The organism is Lysobacter sp. M2-1, from assembly GCF_022662495.1.
Classification (GTDB): domain Bacteria; phylum Pseudomonadota; class Gammaproteobacteria; order Xanthomonadales; family Xanthomonadaceae; genus JAKPBU01.
This window is the reverse complement of record NZ_JAKPBU010000001.1, coordinates 1,798,461-1,821,983: the sequence shown is the minus strand read 5'-3', so window position 1 is coordinate 1,821,983 and position 23,523 is coordinate 1,798,461. Positions and strand designations below refer to the sequence as shown.

At 68.5% G+C, this 23,523-nt stretch carries 18 protein-coding genes; 6 read left to right on the top strand and 12 right to left on the bottom strand.

All coding sequences use genetic code 11. The features are described 5' to 3' along the window. Nucleotides 1-2: 2 nt before the first annotated feature. The 7 genes from MC375_RS07960 to gspE form a co-directional block, all read right to left on the bottom strand. Nucleotides 3-665: a prepilin-type N-terminal cleavage/methylation domain-containing protein gene (locus MC375_RS07960; RefSeq protein ID WP_242102744.1), complete on the bottom strand. Its 663-nt coding sequence runs from the start codon at nucleotides 663-665 to the stop codon at nucleotides 3-5. Continuing rightward, complete coding sequence (locus tag MC375_RS07955) at nucleotides 662-1,084, bottom strand: prepilin-type N-terminal cleavage/methylation domain-containing protein (protein ID WP_242102743.1); 423 nt, start codon at nucleotides 1,082-1,084, stop codon at nucleotides 662-664. Before MC375_RS07955 ends, MC375_RS07960 begins: the two co-directional genes overlap by 4 nt. After that, entirely contained in the window at nucleotides 1,081-1,557 is a 477-nt protein-coding gene (locus MC375_RS07950; RefSeq protein ID WP_242102742.1) for a GspH/FimT family pseudopilin, read from the bottom strand. The genes MC375_RS07955 and MC375_RS07950 overlap by 4 nt, the downstream gene beginning before the upstream one ends. Nucleotides 1,558-1,579: 22 nt before the next feature. Then, nucleotides 1,580-1,912: an antibiotic biosynthesis monooxygenase gene (locus tag MC375_RS07945; RefSeq protein ID WP_242102741.1), complete on the bottom strand. Its 333-nt coding sequence runs from the start codon at nucleotides 1,910-1,912 to the stop codon at nucleotides 1,580-1,582. Nucleotides 1,913-1,925: 13 nt separating this feature from the next. Next, the gene (locus MC375_RS07940; protein ID WP_343223591.1) at nucleotides 1,926-2,435 is read right to left on the bottom strand and encodes a type II secretion system protein GspG; all 510 of its coding nucleotides are present in this window, start codon (nucleotides 2,433-2,435) and stop codon (nucleotides 1,926-1,928) included. A 93-nt stretch (nucleotides 2,436-2,528) separates the two neighbouring features. Continuing rightward, nucleotides 2,529-3,746, bottom strand: coding sequence for a type II secretion system F family protein (locus tag MC375_RS07935; protein WP_242102740.1), 1,218 nt, complete (start codon nucleotides 3,744-3,746; stop codon nucleotides 2,529-2,531). A gap of 3 nt (nucleotides 3,747-3,749) precedes the next feature. Next, nucleotides 3,750-5,453, bottom strand: a complete 1,704-nt coding sequence (gene gspE, locus MC375_RS07930) for a type II secretion system ATPase GspE (RefSeq protein WP_242102984.1) — start codon at nucleotides 5,451-5,453, stop codon at nucleotides 3,750-3,752. A gap of 259 nt (nucleotides 5,454-5,712) precedes the next feature. Between gspE and MC375_RS07925 the strand changes: the two genes are divergently transcribed. Both MC375_RS07925 and MC375_RS07920 read left to right on the top strand, forming a co-directional pair. Beyond that, a complete protein-coding gene (locus MC375_RS07925) occupies nucleotides 5,713-9,027 on the top strand; it encodes a M36 family metallopeptidase (RefSeq protein ID WP_242102739.1) in 3,315 nt (1,104 codons plus the stop codon). A gap of 115 nt (nucleotides 9,028-9,142) precedes the next feature. Further along, nucleotides 9,143-9,460, top strand: coding sequence for a hypothetical protein (locus MC375_RS07920; protein WP_242102738.1), 318 nt, complete (start codon nucleotides 9,143-9,145; stop codon nucleotides 9,458-9,460). 69 nt (nucleotides 9,461-9,529) lie between these two features. Here MC375_RS07920 and purL read toward each other — a convergent pair whose 3' ends face one another. The 3 genes from purL to xerD all read right to left on the bottom strand — a co-directional run bounded on the left by purL (nucleotide 9,530) and on the right by xerD (nucleotide 15,554). Next, on the bottom strand, nucleotides 9,530-13,462 hold the full coding sequence (purL, locus tag MC375_RS07915; protein WP_242102737.1) for a phosphoribosylformylglycinamidine synthase: 3,933 nt from the start codon (nucleotides 13,460-13,462) through the stop codon (nucleotides 9,530-9,532). A gap of 88 nt (nucleotides 13,463-13,550) precedes the next feature. After that, nucleotides 13,551-14,402: a DsbC family protein gene (locus MC375_RS07910; RefSeq protein ID WP_242102736.1), complete on the bottom strand. Its 852-nt coding sequence runs from the start codon at nucleotides 14,400-14,402 to the stop codon at nucleotides 13,551-13,553. Nucleotides 14,403-14,606: 204 nt separating this feature from the next. Further along, nucleotides 14,607-15,554, bottom strand: coding sequence for a site-specific tyrosine recombinase XerD (gene xerD, locus MC375_RS07905; RefSeq protein ID WP_242102735.1), 948 nt, complete (start codon nucleotides 15,552-15,554; stop codon nucleotides 14,607-14,609). Nucleotides 15,555-15,622: 68 nt separating this feature from the next. On the opposite strand from xerD, the gene MC375_RS07900 reads away from it, so the two are divergent. Continuing rightward, entirely contained in the window at nucleotides 15,623-16,093 is a 471-nt protein-coding gene (locus MC375_RS07900) for an RDD family protein (RefSeq protein ID WP_242102734.1), read from the top strand. A gap of 56 nt (nucleotides 16,094-16,149) precedes the next feature. On the opposite strand, the gene lptG is transcribed toward MC375_RS07900, so the two are convergent. Together lptG and lptF are read right to left on the bottom strand one after the other, a co-directional pair. Then, a complete protein-coding gene (gene lptG, locus MC375_RS07895; RefSeq protein WP_242102733.1) occupies nucleotides 16,150-17,250 on the bottom strand; it encodes an LPS export ABC transporter permease LptG in 1,101 nt (366 codons plus the stop codon). A 13-nt stretch (nucleotides 17,251-17,263) separates the two neighbouring features. Continuing rightward, nucleotides 17,264-18,355 (bottom strand): LPS export ABC transporter permease LptF, encoded by a 1,092-nt coding sequence (gene lptF / locus MC375_RS07890; RefSeq protein WP_242102732.1) that lies wholly within the window; start codon nucleotides 18,353-18,355, stop codon nucleotides 17,264-17,266. Nucleotides 18,356-18,487: 132 nt separating this feature from the next. Between lptF and MC375_RS07885 the strand changes: the two genes are divergently transcribed. From MC375_RS07885 to MC375_RS07875, 3 genes are all read left to right on the top strand, one after another. Then, nucleotides 18,488-19,966 (top strand): leucyl aminopeptidase, encoded by a 1,479-nt coding sequence (locus MC375_RS07885; protein WP_242102731.1) that lies wholly within the window; start codon nucleotides 18,488-18,490, stop codon nucleotides 19,964-19,966. Nucleotides 19,967-20,090: 124 nt separating this feature from the next. After that, entirely contained in the window at nucleotides 20,091-20,513 is a 423-nt protein-coding gene (locus MC375_RS07880) for a DNA polymerase III subunit chi (RefSeq protein ID WP_242102983.1), read from the top strand. 192 nt (nucleotides 20,514-20,705) lie between these two features. Then, nucleotides 20,706-23,501, top strand: coding sequence for a valine--tRNA ligase (locus tag MC375_RS07875; RefSeq protein ID WP_242102730.1), 2,796 nt, complete (start codon nucleotides 20,706-20,708; stop codon nucleotides 23,499-23,501). Nucleotides 23,502-23,523 lie beyond the last annotated feature (22 nt).

Below are 23,523 nucleotides of genomic sequence, written 5' to 3'. Positions count from 1 at the left end.
GCTCACTGCCCCATCCCCGCCATCGCGGTGTAACTGCTCGCCAGCGGCAGGCTCACGATTAGGGCCGGCCAATCGCGCCCGTCGCGGTCGCGCAGCAGCACCTGCACCTGCAGCGGCATGCGTTCGACGTCTTCCCAGGTGTCCTGCCATTCACCGAGCCGGTTGTCGGCAGTCATGGCGCGATAGCGGAAGCGGATTTCGTCCATGTCTTCCACCAACGCCTCCGGGGGTCGCGGCGGGCGTTCGGGCACCAGCGTCCCGGCCTGGACCATGGTCAGCGCGACGGTCAACCGCACGCCTTCGCCCTGGTCCTCGACCGCCAGTTCGTGCAGGTGCGGGCCGCCGCGGCCCAGATAGTCGGGGGTGTCCGCGACAAAGCGCATGTGCGCCTCATCGCCGATGAAACGCTCCTGCAGCCCGCTGTCGAGGTTGGTGCCGAACAGGATCGGGCGCGCGCCGGCGATGCGCCGGCGCAGGAACCCCTCGACCGCGCGCATGCGTTCGCTGCGCTGGGCCAGGCTCTCGCCGCGCTGGGTCGTGCCGGTCGCCGCACGCAGGCTGGCAAACGCCAGCGCGAGGCCTGCCGCCAACAGCACCGTGGCCAGCAGCACTTCGATCAGGCTGAAGCCGCCCTGCCTGCTGGAAGCGGTCTGGCAAGCCCTCATGGCAGCGCCACGCCCGCGGCGGCATCCGGTGCCACCAGCCTTAGCGACTGCACCTGCAGGCGCTCGCGGGCGCCCTCGCCCCATTGCACCGTCAGTGCCAGCTGCATGAGCTGCGGCGCGGCGAGCTCGACGGGTGCGGCCGCTGGTGCAGTTGGATCGCGATACGGTTGCACATCGAGCACCCAGCGATAGCGGCCCTGCTCGAACTCGCCGTCGCGCCGGCCCGGCTGCAGCACCTCGCCTACGCCGACCTGGTCCAGCAGCGATTGGGCGTGCAGGGCTGCACGACCGGCATCGTCCGCATTGCGCACCTGCCGGGTCGCACCGGACAGGGTCCCCAGCAGCAGGGTCAGGCCGAGGGCAAGCACGCCGAAGGCGACGATCACCTCGATCAGGGTGTAGCCGCGCTGCGCCCTCACCGCCCCACCTCGCCACGGCGCACGGTCACCTCGCCGGTGAGCCATTTGACGTCCACGTTCCAGGCCGCGCGCTTCGCGTTGAGCTGGACACGGCCGCCGGTGGAGGCGCCGTCGGCGAAGAACACGATCGCACCGACGCCCCGCGCCGGCTGTGTTTCGCGCGCACCGGTAAAGACGATGCCCAGGCTTTCGTGGATGCGTCCGCTGCGCTGTTTCGGCGCGGTCCAGGCATGTGCGCGCGGGTCGATGATGAAACGCTGCGGACGACCGGTCGCGATCGCCTGCGCGCGGGTGAAACGCAGCTGCGCGGCCACCTGCTTCGCGGCGGCGCGCAGGCGGATGCCGTCCATGCCCCCGGTCAGCGCGGTCGCGGTCAGCACGCCGACGGCGGCAATCAGCGCCACCACCAGCAGCATCTCCAGCAGCGAAAACCCACGTGGGCCGCGCTGCGCGAAGCGGGAAACCTGGCGCATCCCGTGGCGTCCGGACGCGGCTTCAGGCCGCGCGACGCTGGTTCGGCGTGATGTGCGCGAATGCGGCATCGCCGTACGAGCGGATCACCTGCGACACCACGATGTGGTAGCCCGCGTACCAGCGCGCGTACTGGCGCTTGGCTTCCTGGTGCACGGGATGGGTCGAGAACGCTTTCAGGGTCTCGAGATCATCCCAGTAATAGGTGGCATTACGCCGGGTCGCATCCGGCGCCTGCCACGACTCGACGCCGAGGAATCCCGGCAGCGAACGGGCGACTTCCTCGATCAGCGCGTTGAGCCGATGGAATTCGGCGTCGTAGGTTCCCGGTTCCCAGATGAAGGCTGCGCTGTACATGTGGCGGCCGCCCTTATTCGAGACGGATGTCGGCCGCCACGCTCTCGCCGCCGGCCCTGCGGTCGGCGCCCAGGCTGACGATATCGAACGGGCGACCTTCGCCGGGCATGCGGTATTCCAGCGCGGTGCCCCAGGGATCCTTGAGTTCGGATTCCTTCGCATACGGTCCCAGCCAGCCGGCGCCGGACGAGGACACCAGTTCCTCGAGCGAGTTGGGCAGCCCACCGGTATCCATTTCGAACTGCTGCACCTTCTCGCTCAGCGTCTGCACCTGGGCCCTGGCCAGGTTGACCTTGGCACGATCGCCGCCGCCGAGGATGCGGGTCGCGGCGAAGGCCACGATGCCGCCGATCAGCACCACCACCAGGATGATCTCGATCAGGCTGAAGCCGCCCTGCGAATAACGTCCCGCTGCGACGCGAATTGTGCCGGCGCCACGGCCGACAGGAGTGAATCGGCGACGGTCGTTGCTTTTCAGCGGCTCGGGCCTGGATTCTCGATTCAGGGAACGGGTGCGACGCATGGACAAATCCTTCTGGGTTTTGTGGTCATCTGCTGCTTATTGTGATCGATGGCGGCGACATGAGTTCCTTCAGGCATCGGCGACCCGGCTTCCTCATCCGATGACATTGGTCAGATCGTAGATCGGGGTCAGCACCGCCAGGATGACGACGCCGACGATCATCGCCAGCAACAGCGTCACCACCGGCACCAGCGCCGCCAGCATCCGGTCCAGGGCCAAGCCGGTTTCGGTGTCGAAGGTGTCCGCCGTCTTGAGCAGCATGCTGTCGAGCGCGCCGGATTCCTCGCCGACCTGGATCATCTGCAGCGCCAGGCGCGGGAACACCTTGCTCCTGCCCAGGGCGGTGGACAGGCCGATACCGTTCTTGACCTCGTCCCCGGCCGCCTCGACCGCGTCGGCGAGCACCCGGTTGCCCAGCACGTTGCGGCCGATGCCCAGCGCGGTCAGCAGCGGCACCCCGTTGCGCAGCAGGGTGCCCAGGGTGCGGGCCAGGCGCGCGGTTTCGATCTTGGCCACCAGCGGGCCGGCGAACTTCTGTCGCAGCAGCCATGCGTCCAGGCGCGCGCGGAAGGCGGGATCGCGCCGCTTGCGGTCGAACCACCACAGCGCCAGCGCCGGCAGCACCACCAGCAGGATCCACCAGTCGCGCACGAACAGGCCCAGGTTCACCACGATCTTCGAGAACAGCGGCAGTTCCGCGTCCAAGCTGTCGTACATGGCGGCGAACTGCGGCACCACGAAACCCAGCAGGAACAGCAGCGACAGGCCCACCATCGCCAGCAGGATCACCGGGTAGATCAGCGCATTGATCACCCGCCCGCGCATGGCGCGGCTGCGCTCGAGGTAATCGGCCAGGCGCGCCAGGGTCTCGTGCAGGCTGCCCCCGGCCTCGCCGGCGCGCACCATGTTGATGTAGAGCTTGCTGAAGGTGCCGTGCTGCCGCTCCAGCGCGGTCGACAACGCTGCGCCGCCGCGCACCGCGTCGCGGATGTCGGTGATGGTGCGACGGGCGATCTCGTCTTCCGGCAACTCGAGCAGGATGGTCAGCGCGCGATCCAGCGGTTGTCCTGCACCGAGCAGGGTCGCCAGCTGCTGGGTGAATTGCACCAGGCGCTGGCCCGCGAACGGCTTGGGCTTGAACAGCGCACGCCATGCCGACTCACCGCCCCCCTCGCTCGCCAGCCTGGCTTCGACCGGCAAATGGCCCTGTTCCTGCAGGCGTAGCACCACCTCGCCGTCGCTGCCGGCCTCCATCTGGCCGTCGAGCATCTCGCCGCGTGAGTTCAGCGCCTTGTAGCGGTAGAGGGGCATCGATCAGGCGTCCTCAGTGACCCGCAGCACTTCCTCGATCGTGGTTTCGCCGCGCAGCGCCTTGACGATGCCATCCTCGTACATGGTGCGCATGCCGGCCTTGCGCGCCAGCTGTTCGAGTTCGCCCATGCCCGCGTGGCGCATCACCGCACGCCGCAGTTCGTCGTCCATCACCAGGAATTCGACGATGGTGGTGCGCCCCAGGTAGCCGGTCGGCGACAGCGGCGACGACCCGGGGCGGTAGAGGTATATCTCGCCCTGCGGCTGGAACCGGCGCAATTCGAACTTTTCGATTTCCTCGGGCGAAGCGGCGTAACGCTGCGCGTGCGTCTGCTCGAGCCGCCGCACCAGGCGCTGCGCCAGGATGCCGTTGACCGTGGAGGTGAGCAGGTAGTCCTCCACGCCCATGTCGAGCATGCGGGTGATGCCGCCGGCGGCGTTGTTGGTGTGCAGGGTGCTTAGCACGAGATGTCCGGTCAGCGCGGACTGGATCGCGATGCGCGCGGTTTCCAGGTCGCGCATCTCGCCGATCATGATGATGTCCGGGTCCTGGCGCACGATGCTGCGCAGCGCATTGGCGAAATCCAGGCCGATCTGCGGCTTGGCCTGGATCTGGTTGATGCCCTCGATCTGGTATTCGACCGGATCCTCGACCGTGATGATCTTGACGCTGGGCGTGTTGAGCTTGCTCAGAGCGGTGTACAGCGTGGTGGTCTTGCCCGAACCGGTCGGCCCGGTCACCAGCAGGATGCCGTGCGGCTGCGCCAGCACGTGCTGGAACTGCGGCAAAAACTCGTCGGTGAAGCCGAGCCTGTGGAAGTCGAACACCACGGTCTCGCGATCGAGCAGGCGCATCACCACCGATTCGCCGTGCGCGGTCGGCACCGTGCTCACGCGCAGGTCGAGCTCCTTGCCCTGCACCCGCAGCATGATCCGGCCGTCCTGCGGCAGACGGCGCTCGGCGATATTGAGCTTGGCCATGATCTTGATGCGGCTGATCACTGCGGCGGTGAGGTTGACCGGCGGGCTCTCGCCCTCCTCCAGCACGCCGTCGATGCGGAAGCGCACCTTCAGCCGGTTCTCGAACGGCTCGATGTGGATGTCCGAGGCGCGCAGTTCCACCGCCCGCTGGATGACCAGGTTGACCAGGCGGATGACCGGAGCTTCCGAGGCCAGGTCGCGCAGATGCTCGACGTCGTCCAGGTCGCCGCCGCCCTCGCCGTCGGCGGTTTCCACGATCGCGCCCATGGCGCTGCGGCCCTGGCCGTACCAGCGTTCGATCAGGTCGTCGATCTCGCTGCGCAGCGCCACCGCGACCTTGGGTGTGCGCTGCGCCGCCAGCTGCACGGCGTCCAGGGCATAGGCATCGTGCGGATCGGCCATCAGCACGCCGACCTCGTGCTCGGTCCATTCGATCGGACACAGGTGGAACTGCTTCAGGAACTTGACCGACAGCGCCACACCTTCGGGCGGCAGGTCGGGTGCGTCCTTGGCGCTGACCAGCGGCAGTTCCAGCACCGCGGCACTGGTTTCGGCATGGTCGCGCTCGGACACCAGTCCCAGGCGCCCGAGCAGGCTCAGCAGGCTGCCGCCGGTTTCCTCCTGCAGGCGACGCGCGCGCTGCAGGTCCGCGTCCTTGAGCCGGCCTTTTTCGAGCAGGGCGGCCACGATGCGCGCGTCGGCGCTGGAATCGATTTCGGCTGGCATGCCGGTGCTGGGCACGACGACTGCGTTCACGCGCCACCTCCGCTGCGGAACGCTGACTTTAACAGGTCGCCCCGGCGCATTCGCCAGCCAAACGCAAACCGCAGCGGGGGCAGGACGGCGCCGCCATGTTGCGGTTTTCGAAACGTGATTCCGGTTGCGCTTCGCGATTACCGATCAGACCGCGTGGCCGCACCATGCTGACGCGTTCGTTTCGCTGGTGTGCAGGGGAGCACGACGAATCGACAAGGGAGATGTTCTGGTGATAACCCGCAACCACGCGCCCCGCAAAGGGGTCACGAATCCGGATGCACGCAAGCGTGCCGGACTCGGCGCCGCCGGCGCCGTATTGATGGCCTCCGGCCTGCTGCTTACCGGCACGGCGTTGACCGCCGGCATCGGACCGGGCGCCCTGAACAAGCGGCCGCTTGCCGCGGCGACGGCCGGCTTCGTGCAGCAGCAGTGGCACTCGATCTTCAACCGCGAGGGGCGGTTCCTGACCAAGCCGTCGGGCCGCACGCCCGAGGCAATCGCATTCGACTACATCCGGCGCAACGCCGCAGCCTTTGCTTTGGCGCCCAACGACGTGCGCACCCTGGTGGTGGAGAGGCACTACACCTCGCCTGCAAGTGGCGCGCATTACCTGCGCATCGGGCAACGGATCGAAGGCTTGCGCGTGCACAACGCGTTGATCAACGCGACCATCGATGCCGAAGGCCGCTTGGCGATCATCGGCGGTCGCACCGGCAGCCTGCGCACCAGTGGTCAACCGCGGCTGACCGCGGCCGACGCGCTGCAGCGCGCGGCCGCACTCGGCGGCGCGCGCCTGTCGCTACCGTCGGCCGCGCGTACGCTCGCCAAGGGTACGCATCGCTTCGAAAATACCGCCGCCAAGGGACTGCGCAAGCCGACGCCGCTGGGCGCCGAACTGGTGTGGTTCATCGAGCGCGACCGCAGCCTGCGCCTGGCCTGGCGGACCGACGTCGAGCTCAGCGGCCAGTCCTGGCACGAGACCCTGATCGACGCCGAGAGCGGCGCCACGCTGTCGCGCCAGAGCAACTACGATCATGCGCAGGAGGGCCGGGTCTTCACCGGCCAGCATCCGGACGCCGATCCCACGCGCGAGCTGTCCAGCTTCGCGGGCTGGCTGACCATCGTGCCCGGCGCGACCACGACCTCGGGCAACAACGTCAACGCCTATCAGGACCGTGCCGACAACGACAGCGTGAACTACCAGCCGATCTCGCCCGACGACGAGACCTTCGACTTCGGCTTCACCGACGCCTGGCGCGGCCTGCCCGACGGCACCGACTTCGAGGACATCCCGCAGGCGACCTGGGACGCCGCGATCGCCGCCGACCGCGACGCGACCATCACCCAGTTGTTCCACTACACCAACGACATGCACGACTGGCTGTACGGCTTCGGCTTCGACGAGGCCTCGGGCAACTTCCAGGTCGACAACTTCGGCCTGGGCGGCGCCGACGGCGATCCGGTGCTGGCCGAGGCGCACGATGGCATCGACTTCGGCTGCGTCGACGACGACGTCAATCCACCGGTGGCGATCCGCTGCGCCAACAACGCCAACTTCGGCACCAACGCCGACGGCAGCACCGCGCGCATGCAGATGTACCTGTGGATCCGGCCGAATCGTCCATACCGCGACGGCAGCTTCGACGGCGACGTGATCGCCCACGAGTACGGCCACGGTGTTTCCAACCGTCTGGTGGCGGGCACGCTCAGTGGCGGCACCAACCAGGCCGGCTCGCTCGGCGAGGGCTGGAGCGACACGCTGTCGCTGCTGCGCTGGGGCGACACCACGGTGGGCGAGTACGTCACCGGCAACGCCGATCGCGGCATCCGTAGTTCCGCCTACGACACCCACCCCGACACCTACGGCGACTACAGCACCGGAGTGAACTCGCCGCACCGCAACGGCGAGATCTGGGCGGCGGCGATGTATCTGATCCGCACCCGGCTGGGCCTGAACGCCACCACGCAGCTGGTGCTCGATGGCATGCGCAGCACCGTCAACGGCCCGACGCCGACATTCCTGGACGCGCGCAACGGCATCCTCGCCGCGGACATGGTCAACAACGGCAGCGCCAGCTTCTGCGCGCTGTGGGCCAGCTTCGCGCAGCGCGGCATGGGCGAGGACGCGGTGTCCAATGGCCTGCATGCGGTGCCGACCGAGGACTTCACCGCGCCGGCGGTGTGCAGTCCGGTGGCCAGCGCCGGCGGACCGTACACCACCGACGAAGGCAGCGACGTGCAGCTGTCGGCGGCCGGCACCACGGCCGGTTCGCATGCCAGCGCCAGCGGCAGCTTCAGCTACGCCTGGGACCTGGACAACGATGGCCAGTACGACGACGCCACCGGCGTCACCGCGGACTTCAGCACCGTCGGGCAGGACGGCATGTTCACCGTCGGCGTGCAGGTCACGGACGAGTTCGGCCTGACCGACACCGCCACCACCACGGTCACCGTGGACAACGTGCTGCCCACGGTCTCGATCGACGCAATCTCACCGATCGACGAGCACGGCACCGTCACCATCTCCGGGACGATCACCGACCCGGGCTGGCTGGAGCCGCTGACCGCGACCATCGATTTCGACGATGGCGCCGGCGCCGCGGCGCTGACCGGTTCGCTGGAGAACAACCGGCCCGATGCGGTGTTCAGCTTCGAAGTGCAGAAGCAGTACGGCGACAACGGCACCTACGACGTGCGGGTCTGCGGACAGGACCTTGTCGGCGGCGCACCCAATGCGCAGGACGTCTGCTACACCGCGCAGGCGCAGGTGAACAATGTCGATCCGACCGTGGCGATCCAGACCGGCGCCATGCAGGACTACAACGGCAAGCAGGCCTTCGTGCTTGAGCTCGGCGAATCGCTGGAAGTACCGGGCACGGCGACCGACCCGGGCAGCGACGACCTGACGTTCACCTGGTCCTGGGACGACGGTACGCCGGACGACGTGCAGGTCTCCCTGGTCAACCCGCCGGCGAACGATCCGGCCAAGAGCCCGAGCGTGCAGCCGAGGGACGTCAGCCTGGCGCAGTCGCACCTGTATGCGGACGCCTGCTTGTACCAGATCGGCCTGGGCGTCGCCGACGACGATGGCGGATCGGCCAGCGACGAAGCGGCCGTGGTGGTGACCGGCAACGCCGACCTGTCGATGGGCAGCGGCTGGTGGTTGAACCAGTACCGGCCGAAGCCGCCGAACGACTTCAGCGACGCGCAACTGCAGTGCTACCTGGACATCGTCACGTTCTTCAGCGCCGTGTTCGACACGCCGCTGACGCGCGCCGATGCGGCGCAGATCCTGCATGCGCCAGCGAAGGCACCGATCCTGACCGTGTTGCGAGAACAGCTGCTGGCGGCATGGCTGAACTTCGCCAACGGCGCGGTGACGTTCGACACGCCGGTCGACACCGATGGCGACGGCTTGGCCGACACCACCTGGGCAGCGGCGATCCTGACGGCGGAGATGGTGGCCAACAATCCGGCCTCGACCAATGCGCAGGTCAAGGCGCAGAAGGACATCGTCGAAAGGATCGTGCTGCGTGACGAGTAGCGGCACGATGGCGGCGGCGACGGCCTGGATGCTGTCGCTGGCCGCCTGCGCGCCAACCTCTCCACCCGGCGGCCCTCGGGCCGCCGGGACCAATCCGGACAGTGAGGAAACGACGATGCCCACGCCGTCCGCGCCCGGACGCGCCACCGCCGCCTCGCGCCCGCTGCCTGCCGGCCGTTTCGTCACGCGCGCCGACGACGGCCGTGTGCTCGTGATGCGGGTCGGCGAAACCCGCGAACTGCGCACGCGCGATGCGCTTGCACCCGAGCCAACAGTGGATGGCAACGCAATCGAGGTGATCGGGATCGACAACGTCCAGGCCGGAAGCGGTCGCGGCTGGGAACTGCGCGCGGTGCGGCCAGGCCGCAGCCGCATCGCCGTCGCCGGGGCGGAGCCGTTCGCAGTGACGATCGAGGTGTCGCCGGTGCGTTGACGTCAGCATGAAAAAGGGGCCGGCGGACCGGCCCCATCAAGGCCGATCACCGCATTGCACGGCCCGGATTCAGCCCACGAACGCCCGCGCGTTGCGGAACATCCGCATCCAGGGCGAATCCTCGGGCCAGTCCGCCGGATGCCAGCTCAGGTTGGCGCTGCGCGGGGTGCGCTCGGGATGCGGCATGAGGATGCTGACGCGGCCGTCTTCGCTGGCAAGCCCCGCAATGGCATCGGTGGAACCATTGGGGTTGGCCGGATACGAAACCGCCGGCGTGCCATCGCCCTGTACGTAGCGCAGCGCGACGCGGGCGGCGGCGGCATCGGCCGGCGACGCGAACACCGCACGGCCCTCACCGTGCGCGATCGCGACCGGAATCCGCGAGCCGGCCATGCCCTGGAAGAACAGCGACGGGGAATCCACGACTTCCAGCATGCCGAAGCGCGCCTCGAACTGTTCGCTGGCATTGCGCAGGAAATCCGGAAAGTGGTCCGCGCCTGGAATGATGTCCTTCAGCTGCGACAGCATCTGGCAGCCGTTGCACACGCCCAGCGCGAAACTCTCGCCGCGGGCGAAGAATTCGGCGAAGGCGTCGCGCAGGGCGTTACGTTCCAGGATCGAGGTCGCCCAGCCGCGACCCGCGCCGAGCACGTCGCCATAGCTGAAGCCGCCGCAGGCGGCGAAGCCGACGAAATCCTTGAGCTGCACGCGTCCGCCAATCAGATCGCTCATGTGCACGTCGAAGGCATCGAAGCCTGAGCGGTCGAAGGCCGAGGCCATCTCGATCTGCCCGTTGACGCCCTGCTCGCGCAGGATCGCGACCTTGGGGCGCACGCCGCGGGCGATGAACGGCGCGGCGATGTCCGCGGCCGGGTCGAACGTCAGCTTCGGCTTCAGCCCCGGCGCATCGAAGCGCCGCGCGGCTGCGCGCTCGGCATCCGCGCTGTCCGGATTGTCGCGCAGCCGCTGCATCGCATGGGTTACCGACCACCAGGCGTCGAACAGCTCTTCCCAGCGCCATTCGACGATCGGCTCGCCCTCGTTGAGCACGCGGATCGCCGGCGCGGTGGTCGGGCGCGCGATGCGCTGCGCGCATTCCACCAGGCCATGGCGCGAGACCAGGTCGGCAAATTCGGCACGATCCTCGGCCGCGATCTGCACGATCGCACCGAGTTCTTCGTTGAACAGCGCGCGGAATGCATCCTCGCCGCCGTCGTCGCCCCAGCCTTCCAGGCCGATGTCCAGGCCCACGCGCGAGGTGAACGCCATCTCGCACAGCGCGGCGAAGGCGCCGCCGTCGGAACGGTCGTGGTAGGCGCGCAGGATGCCGGCTTCGCGGGCATCGCGGATCAGCTCGAAGAAGGCCCGCAGCCGCTGCGGATCGTCCAGGTCGGGCACGTCGGACACGTCGTGCGGCGGCCGCTGCACCCCGAAGCCGCCGTAGCACTGGGTCAGGATCGATCCGCCCATGCGTCGGCGCCCTGCGCCCAGGCCGATCAGCCACAGCTCGCTGTCTTCCTCGCGCGCAAGCAATGGCGTGAGCTGGGCGCGCGTGTCGGCGACGGGTGCGAACGCGGAGACGATCAGCGAAACAGGAGACACGCTTTTCTGCGCGACCCCGTCGGCCTGCCACTGCGCCTGCATCGACAGCGAGTCCTTGCCCACCGGGATGCTGAGCTCGAGCTCGGGACACAGCTCCATGCCCACGGCCTTCACGGCGTCGAAGAGCCGGGCATCCTCGCCCGGGTGCGATGCGGCGGCCATCCAGTTGGCCGAAAGCTTGATCGTGTCCAGCGCACCGAGCGGCGCGGCGCACAGGTTGGTGATGGCCTCGCCCACAGCCATGCGCGCGGCGGCCGCGGAGTCGATCAGCGCCAGCGGCGTGCGCTCGCCGATGGCCATGGCCTCGCCCGCATAGCCGTCGAATCCGCTGAGCGTGATCGCGCAATCGGCCGCCGGCATCTGCCACGGACCCACCATCTGGTCGCGCGCGGTCAGTCCGCCCACGCTGCGATCGCCGATGGTGACCAGGAAGGATTTCGCCGCAACGGTGGGATGCGCGAGCACCCTGAGCCCGGCTTCGTGCAGCGACAGCGCGGCCGTGTCGATGTCGGGCCAGCGATGCGCCGGCAGGCGCTGGGTGTCGCGGTGCATCTTCGGCGGCTTGCCGAACAGCACGTCCATTGGCAGGTCGATCGCATAACGCACGCCCTCCCCCGCCTGGGAATGGGGAACCGCGCCATAGCCGACCACCAGCCGCTCTTCCGCCGTTGCCGTGCCGACGACCGCGAACGGACAGCGTTCGCGCATGCAGATCGCTTCGAACTCCGCCAGCCGCCCCTGCGGGACACCCAGCACGTAGCGCTCCTGCGACTCGTTGCACCACAATTGCATCGGCGACAGCGAAGGATCGTCGCTGGGCACGCGGTCCAGGTCGATTACGCCGCCGACGCCGGAATCGTGCAGCAGTTCGGGAATCGCGTTCGACAATCCACCGGCGCCGACGTCGTGCACGCTCATGATCGGGTTGTCCAGCCCCAGGGCCACGCAGCAGTCGATCACTTCCTGGCAACGCCGCTCCATTTCCGGGTTGTCGCGCTGCACGCTGGCGAAGTCCAGGTCTTCGGCGCTGTCGCCGGATGCCACCGAGCTGGCGGCGCCGCCGCCCAGCCCGATCAGCATCGCCGGGCCGCCGAGCACGATCACCGCGTCGCCCGGCGCCAGCTTGCGCTTGTCCACCTGGATGCGATCCACCGCGCCCAGGCCACCGGCCAGCATAATCGGCTTGTCGTAGGCGCGGGCCAGTCCGTCGCCCTCGGCGAGTTCGAAACTCCGGAAGTAACCGTTGAGGTTGGGGCGCCCGAACTCGTTGTTGAACGCGGCCGCACCGATCGGGCCGTCGAGCATGATCTCCAGCGCAGGCGCCATGCGCGGATTCAACACACGCTCGCCTTCCCATGGCTGGGGAAGTGTGGGGATACGCAGATGCGAGACGGAGAATCCGCACAGGCCGGCCTTGGGCTTGCCGCCGCGGCCGGTCGCGCCCTCGTCGCGGATCTCGCCGCCCGCACCGGTGGATGCGCCCGGAAACGGCGCGATCGCGGTCGGGTGGTTGTGGGTCTCGACCTTGATGCAGAACGCCGAAGGCGTCTCGCCTTCGGCGCGATAGCGCAATGTCGCCGGATCCGAGCGAAAGCGGCGTGCGGGCAGGCCTTCCACCACCGCCGCGTTGTCGCTGTACGCCGAGAGCGTGTGCTGCGGGGTGCGCGCGTGGGTGTGCTTGATCATCCGGAACAGCGATTGCGACCCGCCGCTGTGGAGCATGTCGCGGCCGTCGATGGTCCAACTGGCGTTGAAGATCTTGTGCCGGCAGTGCTCGGAATTGGCCTGCGCGAACATCATCAGCTCGACGTCGTGCGGGTCGCGCCCGAGCTCGGTATAGCGCGCGCGCAGGTATTCGATCTCGTCGTCGGCCAGCGCCAGGCCCAGTCGGACATTGGCCTGTTCGAGCGTTGCCAGCGGGATGACTTCCAGCGCACCGCGTCGCGGGGTCTGGAACAGCGCCGCCGCGGCCTCGCGGCTGTCGAGCAGCGACTGGGTCATCGGATCGTGCAGCAGGCGCGCCAGCGCCCCTGAAAGTGCCGCATCCGGAGCGTCAGGCCAGCCGAGCAGGTCGACGCGCGTCCCGCGTTCCACCCGCCGCACCGGCAGGCCGGCCCCGTGCAACAGCTCGGTGGCCTTGCTCGCCCAGGGCGAGATGGTGCCCAGGCGGGGAACGACGAAGCGCGAGACGGCACCCCCGGCGGCGGCCTCCACGGCCGTGCCGGCCTGGAGGATCCGCGCGAGGGCGTCGAGGTCCATCTGCGCACCCGGCTCGGGTTCGACCCAGTAGGTGAACCGCGTTTCGGCGATGCGCAGGGCGGGATGGATCTGCCGGAGGCGGGCTTCAAGCCGTTCACGGCGGAACGGCGACAGGGCCGGCTGGCCCTCGAGGACGATCATGTCCGAAGGGGAACCACGAAACACGGGGATGCAATTGTAGCGAAGCCGCCCGCGGGCGGCTTCGTTCCGGCGGGGTCCCCGGGCAGGATCAGCTGCCGGTGGCGGCGGTCTTCGGCGCGGAATCGGCCGCGTGCGCGTCCAGGGCCGCACGCAGGTCTGCGGCGGGAATGTAGCCGCCCAGCTGGGTGCCGTCTTCGGCCAGGATCATCGGGGTGCCGGTCAGGCCGGCGCGCTGGCCCAGGTTGTACTGCATGGCGACGGGGTTCTTGCAGCTGGCCTTGGCCACCTTGCGGTCGTTCTTGGCGTCGGTCAGTGCCTTGTTGCGGTCCTTGGCGCACCACACCGCCTCCATCTTCCTGAAGTCGTCGCTGGCCAGCCCCATGCGCGGGAATGCGACGTATTCCACGGCGATACCCTGCTTGTTGTACTGCGCGATCTCGCTGTGCAGCTTGCGGCAGTAGCCGCATTCCACGTCGGTGAACACGACCACGCTGTACTTGGGGTTCGGCGGCGCGAACACGATGCGGTCGGCCGCCGGGATCGTCCTGATCAGGTCGCGGCGCAGCGTCGCCATGGCCTCCTCGCCCAGGTTCTTCTTCGCCTCGATGTCGTACAGGGTGCCCTGCAGCAGGTACTTGCCGTCATTGCTGACGTAGACGACCTGGCCGGCGACGATCGCCTGCTGGAAGCCCGGCACCGGCGCATCCGTGATCTGCTCCGGGGCGATGTCCTGGTTCACGCGCTTGAGCGCCTGCAGGGCACGGGCGGCAGGGGTGCCGGCGGCGATCTTGAGCTCGGGGGCGGCCGGCGCGTTCACCCGCGGCTGATCGGTGGCGGTCTTGGCGGATTGCGCCTGACTTCCGGCCGGCAGGGTCGATTGGGCGCAGGCGGACAGGCTGGCGCCGGTCAGCAGCAGAGACAACAACAGTCTGTAGGTCATGCGGATTCCGTGGCTCGGCGGCAGGGGCGGTTCGACCCGGTCGCCTGTCGAAGGTTCCACGATTCTCGCATGCGCGTTGTGACGCACCGGCTCGCAATGGCTGAACGGCGGAACCGGGCCGGCAAGCGGCAGTGCCGGATCGGATTCAGGGCAGCGGCCCGACGGCTGATGAGCAGCTGTCGCTCGCCGCGGGCGGCGAACCGCTCAACCACGTGGATGGTGCTTTGCGTGGAGTCGTTTCAATTGTTCGCGAGCGACCAGGGTATAGATCTGGGTCGTCGACAGCGAGGCATGGCCGAGCAGCATCTGCAGCGCGCGCAGGTCGGCGCCATGGTTGAGCAGATGGGTGGCGAAGCTGTGCCGCAGTCCATGCGGACTGATCCGCCTGGGATCGATCCCGGCCACGGCGGCGTAGCGCTTGACCAGATGCCAGAACAGTTGCCGCGTCGGCGCCATACCTTGCCGTGTGAGGAACAGCGCCGCCGGGCTGCGCTTGGCGGCCAGCTGCGGGCGCGCCTGGTCCAGATAGCGCTGCAGCCAGTGCTGGGCTTCCTCCCCCAGCGGCACCAGCCGCTCCTTGCCGCCCTTGCCCTGCACGCGCAGAACCCCCTGGCGAAGGTTGAGCCCGGTCGCCGGCACTTCGACCAGTTCGCTCACGCGCAGGCCGGCGGCATACATCAGCTCAAGCATCGCCCGGTCGCGCAGGCCTTCGGCCGAAGCGATGTCGGGCGCGCCCAGCACGCCCTCGATCTCGCTTTCCGACAGCGCCTTGGGCAGCGAGCGCGGCAGCTTGGGCGGCTCCAGCAGTGCGGTGGGATCGTCCGGCCGCTCGCCGCGGCGCACGCGCAGCCCATAGAACGCGCGCAGCGCCGACAGCAGGCGTGCATTGCTGCGCGGCGAATAGCCGTGCCGGGTGCGCCAGGCGAGGTAGTCGAACAGGCCTGCGCGGTCGGCTGCACCGATGCCGCCGCCGGCGCCGTCGCGCCATCGCGCCAACCCTTCCAGGTCGCGCCGGTAGCTGGCCAGGGTCTGCTTGGCCGCACCGTGCTCGGCCCAGTAGGCATCGAGGAATTGCTCGATCGCGCGCGCGTCCGCATCGCGCAGCGGCGGCAACTGCATCGCAAGCTGGCGGCGTTCGGCTGGGCTGGGCATGACGGAACAATAGTGCACGTCGCTTCGCCGTAACCGACATCGCCGCGCGCAGCTCTATCCTAATGCGGATGGACACCGTCGCCGCCAACATTCCCCGAGCCCGCGCACTCGTCGGCTGGCGCCTGCTCGCCCTGGTCTACGACGCCCTGCCCGTGCTCGCCCTGTGGCTACTGGTGGGCGCGGCGTTCACGCTCGGGTACGTCCTATCCGGGCACCCGCCACGCGAGAACATCGCGCCGCTCAGCGCACTGCAATGGCTGGCCTGGTTGTGCTGCTGGATCGTGACCGGTGCATACGCGGTACTGAGCTGGCGGCGCGGCGGCCAGACCCTGGGCATGCGGCCCTGGCGGCTGCGGGTGACCGATGCGCAAGGCAACCCCGCCTCCACGCGTGCGCTGGTGCAGCGCTATGCGCTGGGCACGGTCTCGCTGCTGGCTGCCGGGGCGGGCTTCTGGTGGGCCTGGTTCGACCGTGACCGGCTGACGCTGCACGATCGCCTCAGCGCCACGCGCATGATCCGGATGCCGAAGCAGGCATAGCGCCCTGCGCACGTTGTCATCCGAGTTGCGTGCGCGTCCCGTGCGCGCGATGCAGGCTAACCGCTGCGCTTGCGGAACAGATAGGCCGAAATTCCCAGCATCAGCGCCGGCGGGATCATGTAGGCCACGCGGAAGTCGAACTTGTACACCGCCGCGAGCTTCACGAACTGGGTCTGCAGCAGCCAGAATGCGAGCGAGAACACGATGCCGACGAACAGGCGCTTGCCCATGCCGCCGCTGCGCAGCGTGCCGAACGCGAACGGGATCGCCGCCAGGCACAGCGCGAGCACGTTGACCGGATAGAACCAGCGGCCCCAGTAGTGCTCCTCGTATTCGCCCGCGTCCAGGCCGTTGCGCATGCGGTAGTCGATGCTGCTCTTCAGAGCTGCGGCGGTCAGATAGCGCGGACGCGCCACGCTGGCCGCCAACGCGGCCGGGTCGAGCTTGGATTCCCAGCGTTCTTCGGCCACGTCGGTCTGGTTGACCGCCCTGGCCTCGAAATAAGTGCGCCTGACGTCGCGCAGCAGCCATCCGCCGGGACGGTGTTCGGCGACGCCGGCGCGGGCGATCGACTCCAGGCGCCCGGCATCGTCGAACTCGTACAGGCGCACATCGCGCAGTTCCAGCCATCGCTGGTCGCCGTCGCTCTTCTCCTGTCCGGTCTGGGCATTGAGGAAGGTATCGCCCTCGCGCGCCCACAGCCCCGAATACTGGGCAACGATCATGTCCTTCGACTTGGCCGAGGCCTTGATTCCGTCGGCGCGCTTCTGCGCCCATGGCGCCAGGGTTTCGCCGTTAACCACCATCAGTGCGGTCAACACCGCCAGCGTCGCCGCCACCGCAATGCTCAGACGGCGCCGGGACAGCCCCAGCGCGCGCAGCGCGGTGAGTTCGGAAGTGGCCGCCAGCTGGCCCAGCCCCATCAGCGATCCGATCACCGCCGCAGTCGGAAACAGCATGTATGCACGCCGTGGCAGGGTGTAGACCACGTTGGTCAGTGCAGTGGCGAAGTCGTAATTGCCCTTGCCGATGTCGCTGAATTCGGTCACCAGCGCCATCAGCGCATCCAGGCCGATCAGCACCGACCAGGTGAGCAGCACCGTGCCGAGCATCACCCGGCCCACGTACAGGTCGTGGATCTTGGGAAAGGGCTTCATGAGAGCGAGGGTTTCATCGGCGCACCTTCGCCAAGCGCGGGCGCCGCATCTGTCCGTCCTTGAAATACAGCCACAGCGCGGTGCCCAGCAGCGGCAGCACCAGCCACCATAGTCCCAGCGCCAGCGGGACCTTGCCGTCGGCGAGCCAGTCGGTGCCCAGCAGCATCAGGTTCATGCCGAAGATGTAGGCCAGGAAGCCGACCAGGATGCGGCCGTAGCGCGCCTGCCGTGGCGAGCTGCGCGCCAGCGGAATCGCCAGCAGCGCGAAGGCCAGCGCCAGCAGCGGCGGCGCGATCCGGCGATGGATCTGCGCGGTCGCCTCGGGGCGCACATCGCCCAGCAGCGAGAGCGTCGGCAGCGCCTCGGGGTCGTCCTCTTCTCGCTCCTCTTCGCCTTCCGGCAGGCGCAGGTCGTTGCTCGCGTAGCGCATCAGGCGAAAGTCGCGGCCCTGATCCATCGGCCCTTCGACCCGGAAGCCATTGTCGAGGGTGAGGTAGCGCTCGCTGCTGCTCTCGAAGCTCATGTGCCCGCTGTTGGCAGTGGTGACATCGAGCCGGTCGCCATCCTGGCGGTACACGAAGATCCTGCTCAGGCGGGTGCCATCGTTGGACATCGAGCCGACGTAGACCACGCCGTCGCCCCCGGGCAGCTCGGTAAACCGCCCAGGCTCCAGTCCTGCGACCATCAGGGTGCGGTTGGCCGCGACGATCATCGCGTCGGAGGTCCGCTGCGCCCAGGGCCCCAGCCACAGCGAGCAGGCGCCGATCACCAGCACCACCGGCAGGACCAGCAGCAGCAGGGGCTTGAGCATCCGACCGGGTCCGACCCCGATCGAGGTCAGCACCGGCATCTCCGAATCCCGGTACAGGCGCCCCACCGCCAGCAGCAGCCCCAGCATCATGCCCAGCGGCAGGATCAGCGGCAGGTAGCGGATCACCTGCAATCCGAGCTGGGACAGCATCATCGCCGCGGGCACCCGGCCACGGGCGATGTCGCCGAGCACGTCGGCGAACACGCCGCCCAGGCTGACCATGAGCAGCACCACCAGCGCCGCGAACGTCGCCTGGGCGAATTCGCGGAACAGGTATCGGTCAAGCTGCTGCATCGTGGCTCGGCAAGGTGGGACCGGTGAGCGGCTGCGGATCGGGGGGACTGGCGGGTGCTTTAGACTTGCAGATCGCGTCGACGGCGCTGCGAGGCGCCGTCGTCTGACCCAACAGTGTACGGAATCTGGTCGATGGCCCTCGAATTCACCCTGAACCAAGGCAACCCGGCACAGGCGCCGCTCGACTGCGTGGTGGTCGGCATCCATGCCGACAAGACGCTCACGCCCGGCGCCAAGGCCATCGACGCGGCCAGCGGCGGGAAGCTGTCCGCGCTGCTCGAGCGCGGCGACATCGGCGGCAAGACCGGCGTCACCACGCTGCTGCACGACCTGCCGGGCGTGACCGCGCCGCGGGTGCTCGTCGTCGGCCTGGGCGAAGCGGGCAAGTTCGGCGTGCCGCAGTACCTCAAGGCGGTGGGCGACGCCGCGCGCGCGCTTAGGAACGGTCCGGTCTCCACCGCTCTGTTCACCCTGAGCGAACTGGCGGTCGAAGGCCGCGATGCCGCATGGAACATCCGCAGCGCCGCCGTCGCCGCCGATCACGCCTGCTACCGCTACCTGGCCACGCTGGGCGAGAAGAACAAGAAGCGCAGCGAAACCGGGCTGAAGGCGTTCGCGATCCAGGGCGACGACGCCAGCGCGCTCGCCCAGGGCAAGTCGATTGCTGCCGGCGTGCAGTTCGCGCGCGAACTGGGCAACCTGCCGCCGAACGTCTGCAACCCCGCCTACCTCGCGCAGCAGGCGCAGGAATTCGCCGCGCGCTTCGCCAAGGCCGAATGCGAGGTGCTCGAGCGCGACGACATGGCCCAGCTGGGCATGGGATCGCTGCTGGCAGTCGCGCAAGGGTCGGCGAACCCGCCCAAGCTGATCGTCCTGAAGTGGAACAACGGTGGCGACGCCAAGCCCTACGTGCTGGTCGGCAAGGGCATCACCTTCGATACCGGCGGCATCAACCTCAAGACCCAGGGCGGGATCGAGGAGATGAAGTACGACATGTGCGGCGCCGCCAACGTGATGGGCGCGTTCGTCGCCGCCGTGGGCATGCAGTTGCCGATCAACCTGGTGGTGATCGCAGCCGCGGTCGAAAACATGCCCGACGGCAACAGCTACCGCCCCAGCGACGTGATCACCAGCATGTCGGGCAAGACCATCGAGGTCGGCAACACCGATGCCGAAGGCCGGCTGATCCTGTGCGACGCGCTGACCTACGCGCAGCGCTTCGAGCCGCAGGCGCTGCTGGACGTGGCGACGCTGACCGGCGCCTGCGTGATCGCGCTGGGCAAGTTCGCGACCGGCGTGATGAGCAAGCACCAGGATCTGGCAGCCGAACTCATCGCCGCCGGCGAAACCACCTTCGACCGCGGCTGGCAGCTGCCGCTGTGGGACGAATACCAGAGCCTGCTCAATTCGAACTTCGCCGATGTCTACAACATCGGCGGCCGCTGGGCCGGCGCGATCACCGCCGGCTGCTTCCTGTCGCGGTTCACCGAAGGCCAGCGCTGGGCGCATCTGGACATTGCCGGAGTCGCCAACGGCGACGGCAAGATGGGCATGGCGACCGGCCGCCCGGTCGGCCTGCTGGCGCAGTGGCTGATGGATCGGGCCGCCTGATGACCCTTCGACTTCGCGCCTGCGGCGCTACGCTCAGGGCGAACGGAACACCAATCTTCCCGATCGTGCCGAGCGCAGCGCTGCGTGACGCGCAGCGCGAAGTCGAGGCACAACCCCGTTGACCATGTCTCGCGCCGACTTCTACCTGATCGCCAAGCCCCGCTTCCGCAGCGAACCGCTGCGGCTGGTGTGCGAGCTGGCGAAGAAGGCCTACGAGGCGAACCTGCCGCTGCTGGTGCTTGCGCGAGACACGGCGCAGGCCGAGGCGCTGGACGACCTGCTCTGGGACATGGGCGACGATGTCTATCTCCCGCACCAGATCGCCGGCGGCGAAGAGGACGACGAGGCACCCGTGCTGATCGCGCCGCCCGAGGCCGACGCTCCGCTCAGGCCGCTGGTGATCAACCTGCGCGACGCCGCGGTGGAAGGCGGCTTCGAGCGCGTGCTCGAAGTGGTGCCGGCCGACGACGACGCGCGCGGGCCCCTGCGCGAACGCTGGAAGCAGTACAAGGCGCGCGGGATGGAAGTGAACAAACACGACATGTAGCAGCGCCGCTTCGGCGCGACCGCCGCGCTACCGGTTGCGCCCCAGCGGCGCGCCGCCGAAATACCCAAAAAGAAAACGCCACCCCAAACCCCCCATGCTGCGGGCGCGGGCGGCGCGCCCCGCCGCGGGGGGGGGGGCCCCCCCCCCCCCCGCTCCTACGAATTCCCCAATCAGACTCCGCAACGCAACCCGATGTCCAACCTCGCCCCCAGCTACGACCCGAGTTCCTTCGAAGCCCGCCTCTACACCGAGTGGGAAGGCGCCGGCGTGTTCGCGCCGCGGGGCGACGGGCCGACCTACACCATCCTGCTGCCCCCGCCCAACGTGACCGGCACGCTGCACATGGGCCACGCGTTCCAGCACACCCTGCAGGATGCGCTGATCCGCTATCACCGCATGCGCGGCGATCGCACCCTGTGGCAGATGGGGATCGACCACGCGGGCATCGCCACCGAGATGGTGGTCGGCCGCAACCTGGCGATCGAGGGCAAGGGCCAAACGCGCGACTCGCTGGGCCGCGAGAAATTCATCGGGAAAGTGTGGGAATGGAAACAGCAGTCCGGCGACACCATCGAGCGCCAGATGCGCCGCCTCGGCGCCAGCGGCGACTGGTCGCGCAGCATGTTCACCATGGATCCGATGGCCTCGCAGGCCGTCGCCGAAGCGTTCGTGCGACTGTACGAGCAGGGCCTGATCTATCGCGGCCAACGGCTGGTCAACTGGGATCCGGTGCTCAAGACCGCGATCTCCGACCTGGAAGTGGTGAGCGAGGAAGAGGACGGCTTCCTGTGGTCGATTGCGTATCCGCTCAGCGACGGCAGCGGCTCGCTCACCGTGGCGACGACGCGTCCGGAAACCATGCTCGGCGACACCGCGGTGATGGTGCATCCGCATGACGAGCGCTACGCGCACCTGATCGGCAAGACCATCACCCTGCCGCTGACCGGCCGCACGATCCCGGTGATCGCGGACGACTACGTCGATCGGGAATTCGGCACCGGCGTGGTCAAGGTCACCCCCGCGCACGACTTCAACGACTACGCGGTGGGTCAGCGCCACCGGCTGCCGCTGATCAACCTGTTCAACGACGACGCCACGATCAACGACAACGCGCCGGAACGCTACCGCGGCCTGGACCGGTTCGAGGCGCGCAAGACGGTGCTGGCCGACCTCGAGGCGCAGGGCCTGCTGGTCGAGGCCAGGCCGCACAAACTGCAGGTGCCGCGTGGCGACCGCACTGGCCAGGTGATCGAACCGTATCTGACCGATCAGTGGTTCGTGAAGATGGACGGACTGGCCAGGCGCGGCCTGGAACTGGTCCAGGGCGTCGACGGCGTGGCGGGCCAGGTGCGCTTCGTCCCGCCGAACTGGCTCAGCACCTACCGCCACTGGATGGAGAACATCCAGGACTGGTGCATCAGCCGCCAGCTGTGGTGGGGACACCGGATTCCCGCATGGTTCGACGACGCCGGCAATGCCTACGTCGCGCGCAGCGAGGACGAAGCACGGCAGCAGGCAGTGGCCCGCGGCCACGGCGGCTCCGCCCTGCGCCAGGACGCGGATGTGCTCGAAACCTGGTTCTCGTCGGCGCTGTTCCCGTTCTCGACCATGGGCTGGCCCGATCCGCAGGCGATGGCCGAACGCGGTTTCGAGCATTTCCTGCCGACCAGCGTGCTGGTCACCGGTTTCGACATCATCTTCTTCTGGGTCGCGCGGATGATCGTGATGACCGATGCGCTGGTCGGCAAGGTGCCGTTCAAGGACGTGTACATCACCGGCCTGGTGCGCGACAAGGACGGCCAGAAGATGTCCAAGTCCAAGGGCAACATCCTCGACCCGCTGGACATCATCGACGGCATCAGCGCCGACGCGCTGGTGGCCAAGCGCACGACCGGACTGATGCAGCCGAAGATGGCCGGCAAGATCGAGAAAGCCACGCGCAAGGAGTTCCCCGACGGCATCGCCGCACATGGCGCCGATCCGCTGCGCTTCACCATGGCTGCGCTTGCCGGCCCGGGGCGCGACATCAAGTTCGACCTCGGTCGCGCCGAGGGCTACAAGAATTTCTGCAACAAGCTGTGGAACGCAACCCGGTTCGTGCTGATGAACACCGAGGGCTACAACGCCACCGGCATGCCCGAGCCGAAGACCGATGCGGAGAAATGGATCCTGGCGCGCCTGGCGAAGGCTGCGACCGAGGCCGAAACCCATTTCGCCGCGTATCGCTTCGACCTGCTGGCCCAGTCGCTGTACGAGTTCGCGTGGAACGAGTTCTGCGACTGGTTCGTCGAACTCGCCAAGCCCGCGCTCGCCGGCGACGACACCGCAGCCGCCGACAGCACCCGCCACACTCTGCTGTACGTGCTCGAGGCGCTGCTGCGCCTGTTGCACCCGCTGATCCCCTTCGTCACCGAGGAACTGTGGCGGCAGGTCGCACCCAGGCTGGGCATCGCCGGCGAAACGATCTCGCTGCAGTCCTATCCGCAGGCGCTGGACATCAGCACGCGCGACTACCTGCGCGCGGAAGCCGACGTCGAGTGGCTCAAGACCATGGTCACCGCCGTGCGCCGCATCCGCAGCGAACTGGGCGTGTCGCCTTCGAAGCAGGTGCCGCTACTGGTGCAAGGTGGCAGCGGTGACGACGCCGCACGCCTCGAACGCTTCGCTTCGCAGCTGCAGTCGGTCAACCGCTTGGCCTCGATCGACACCCTGCAGGGCGAACCGCCGCCGGCCGCGGCCGGCCTGGTCGGCGAGCTGAAGCTGTTCGTGCCGCTCGAAGGCCTGGTCGACCTGGATGCGGAGCGCGCCCGCCTGGACAAGGAGCTCAAGCGGGTCGAGGCGGAACTGGCCAAGTCGCGCAACAAGCTGGCCAGCGAGACCTTCGTGCAGAACGCGCCGGGGCCGGTGGTGGAACAGGAGCGCCAGCGCCTGGCCGACTGGACCGCGCAGAGCGAGGCGCTCGCCGCGCAGCGTACGCGGCTGGGCTGAGGTTCCGCCGCACGACCCATCC

Coding starts and splice junctions, on each gene's coding strand:
- MC375_RS07960 (WP_242102744.1), bottom strand. CDS start 665: ATGAGGGCTTGCCAGACCGCTTCCAGCAGGCAGGGCGGCTTCAGCCTG.
- MC375_RS07950 (WP_242102742.1), bottom strand. CDS start 1,557: ATGCGCCAGGTTTCCCGCTTCGCGCAGCGCGGCCCACGTGGGTTTTCG.
- MC375_RS07945 (WP_242102741.1), bottom strand. CDS start 1,912: ATGTACAGCGCAGCCTTCATCTGGGAACCGGGAACCTACGACGCCGAA.
- MC375_RS07940 (WP_343223591.1), bottom strand. CDS start 2,435: ATGCGTCGCACCCGTTCCCTGAATCGAGAATCCAGGCCCGAGCCGCTG.
- MC375_RS07935 (WP_242102740.1), bottom strand. CDS start 3,746: ATGCCCCTCTACCGCTACAAGGCGCTGAACTCACGCGGCGAGATGCTC.
- gspE (WP_242102984.1), bottom strand. CDS start 5,453: ATGCCAGCCGAAATCGATTCCAGCGCCGACGCGCGCATCGTGGCCGCC.
- MC375_RS07920 (WP_242102738.1), top strand. CDS start 9,143: ATGCCCACGCCGTCCGCGCCCGGACGCGCCACCGCCGCCTCGCGCCCG.
- purL (WP_242102737.1), bottom strand. CDS start 13,462: ATGATCGTCCTCGAGGGCCAGCCGGCCCTGTCGCCGTTCCGCCGTGAA.
- MC375_RS07910 (WP_242102736.1), bottom strand. CDS start 14,402: ATGACCTACAGACTGTTGTTGTCTCTGCTGCTGACCGGCGCCAGCCTG.
- xerD (WP_242102735.1), bottom strand. CDS start 15,554: ATGCCCAGCCCAGCCGAACGCCGCCAGCTTGCGATGCAGTTGCCGCCG.
- MC375_RS07900 (WP_242102734.1), top strand. CDS start 15,623: ATGGACACCGTCGCCGCCAACATTCCCCGAGCCCGCGCACTCGTCGGC.
- lptG (WP_242102733.1), bottom strand. CDS start 17,250: ATGAAGCCCTTTCCCAAGATCCACGACCTGTACGTGGGCCGGGTGATG.
- lptF (WP_242102732.1), bottom strand. CDS start 18,355: ATGCAGCAGCTTGACCGATACCTGTTCCGCGAATTCGCCCAGGCGACG.
- MC375_RS07885 (WP_242102731.1), top strand. CDS start 18,488: ATGGCCCTCGAATTCACCCTGAACCAAGGCAACCCGGCACAGGCGCCG.
- MC375_RS07880 (WP_242102983.1), top strand. CDS start 20,091: ATGTCTCGCGCCGACTTCTACCTGATCGCCAAGCCCCGCTTCCGCAGC.
- MC375_RS07875 (WP_242102730.1), top strand. CDS start 20,706: ATGTCCAACCTCGCCCCCAGCTACGACCCGAGTTCCTTCGAAGCCCGC.